Source organism: Streptomyces sp. NPDC006510, from assembly GCF_040611955.1.
Lineage (GTDB): Bacteria > Actinomycetota > Actinomycetes > Streptomycetales > Streptomycetaceae > Streptomyces.
On sequence record NZ_JBEXPH010000411.1, the window covers coordinates 1 to 2,301 of the forward strand.

Annotated in this window: 1 protein-coding gene and 1 pseudogene; both read right to left on the reverse strand. The window is 70.4% G+C overall.

Annotation, left to right across the window (positions count from 1 at the left end; all coding sequences use genetic code 11):
• A pseudogene (locus ABZY11_RS44010) lies at positions 1-476 on the reverse strand (hypothetical protein); the annotation flags it as partial.
• 785 nt (positions 477-1,261) lie between these two features.
• Positions 1,262-2,104: an IS5 family transposase gene (locus ABZY11_RS44015; RefSeq protein WP_356484552.1), complete on the reverse strand. Its 843-nt coding sequence runs from the start codon at positions 2,102-2,104 to the stop codon at positions 1,262-1,264.
• Positions 2,105-2,301: the final 197 nt, after the last annotated feature.

The following is a 2,301-nucleotide window of genomic DNA, read 5'->3' on the forward strand; positions in this document are numbered from 1 at the left end:
TCCACCACTGCCGTCGCCACCGCACGCACCGAGCTGGTGTGGCCGGTGAGGGGTTCGCCGACGGGCCGGCCGGTGGTCAGGTCCCACACCCGCACTTCTCCGTCGTGGCTGCCGGTGACGGCGACCGGGCGGCCGTCCACCACTGCCGTCGCCACCGCACGCACCGAGCTGGTGTGGCCGGTGAGGGGTTCGCCGACGGGCCGGCCGGTGGTCAGGTCCCACACCCGCACCGTCTTGTCGTCGCTGCCGGTGACGGCGACGGGGCGGCCGTCCACCACCCCCGTCGCCACCGCACGCACCGAGTCGGTGTGGCCGACGAGTGCCTGCCGGAGGCGGTGGTCGACCATGCCGCCAGTGGCCCACTCCACCCCCCACCCCACACCGGTTCCGCCGCTCACCGGCACTGCGGTGATCCGCGCCGCTAGTTCCCGGTCCCCGTACCGGGCGGCGTCCAACGCCAGCAACTGCCGCCGCACCCCAGGCGTCGTTCCCCGGTGCACATGCGCCGACGCCCGATACACCGCCGCCGCCAACCGCGCCCCCGGACCCAGCCCCGAATCCAGCAACCCCCACACATGATCCGGATCACCGTTCACCAGCAACCCCGGATCCGACCACCACGCACCCGCCCCGGACAGAGCCGTTGCCGAACCACCCTCACGCGCACCGTTACTCATAACCGGGACTGTAGACGCCCCCACCGACACCCACCGGCCCCGGTAAACCCCACGTGGAAAATCCGTAACCCGTTACGTACATCTACTGATAACCACGGCCCCGAAACCGCCACACACCCACAGCACTCACCGCCGGCAGCAGCCGGCCAGCCGCACCACGACCCGACCAGGACCCCCAAGCCCGGCCTGCCCCCGCAGGTTCCTGCCTTCCCGACCGTGCCGCATCCCAGGATGTGGAACCGTGTGGAACCGCCCGGGGCGCATACGGACCCCGGCGCCGTCGATTCGCACGCAGGGCCACGAGCAGGACCAGGACGAACCGCCCCGGGCCAGCCCTACGGGTGCGGGGAAGGCCAGTGCCGGTGCTGTCTGCCGGTGGGTGGTCAGGTCCCATACGCGTACTGTTCCGTCGTCGCTGCCACTGACAGCGACGGGGCGGCCGTCCGTCACGGCTGTCGCGACCGTGGTGACCGGTCGGGTGCGGCCGGACAGCAGGGGACCGATACGGCGGCCCGTGGCGGGGCCGGTCAACCGCAGCCACCGGCCCACCGCGACCACGATCACCTGCCACCGCCGGTGTGCAGTCATCGGCGGCGCTGCGGTCGTTCGTCCCAGCGGTGGGTTGTCCATGCCCGGCGGATCACGCTGCGGACGGTGATGACGGTGTCGGCGAGGTCGAAGAACGCGTCGATGACGACGGCCCGGCGCTCGTAGCAGCGGGCGAGGCGCTGGAAGGCGTTCTGCCAGGCGTGGGTGCGCTCCACGTGCCACCTCCGACTGGCCTGGACCGGCGCCTTCTCGCCCTTGTGTGCGATCCGGCCGTGCAGGCCGCGTTCGGCAAGCAGGGCGCGGGTCTTGTCGGAGTCGTAGCCGGCATCCAGGTGGACGGTCACGTCGTCGGGCAGCGGCCCGAGGCCCTCCAGGAGGTCCAGTGTCGGGGCGAGCAGCGGGGAGTCGTGGCGGTTGGCTCCGGCCAGGACGCGGCCCAGGGGAATGCCGTATCCGTCGGTCATGCCGGAGCGTTTCAGGCCCTGTTTGCCGCGGTCGACCGGGGAACGCCCGGCCGCCTCGCCGCCTCCGGGGGCCTTGGTGACGGAGCCGTCCACGGCGATCTGGTCGAGGACGAGGCCGACGATCCGGTCGTAGCACTCCAGGGCGATCCTCTTGAACTCGGCGAAGACGCCCAGTCGTATCCACTCGTCACGACGGCTGCGGATCGTGCTCGCCGAGCAGGTCGTGTCGGCGATCACCTCGTAGGAACAGCCGAACCGCAGCAGTTGCAGCATCTTGTCGAAGACGATCCGGTCACTGATGCGCCGACGGTGGCAGCCCAGCGGATGGTCGGGATGGTAGACCGGCCGCACGGGCAGCAGGACCGCGAACTGGTCCCAGAGCGGTTCGGTGAGCCACGACGGCAGCACAGGCACAGGTCTCCTCAGTAATCACAGAGCGTCGCAACCCCATGATCACCGGGACTTGCGCCCGTTCTGCTCCCGGTGTCCCCAACCGCGCCTATCCGCGTGGCCTCTTAGCCTCGCGCTTTCGCGAGTGTGAGTGTCCGAGGCTTGATCAAATAAGCGAGGAGTGCCTCTGACCTGGGACGATGGGACTTGTCTAGGGTCCA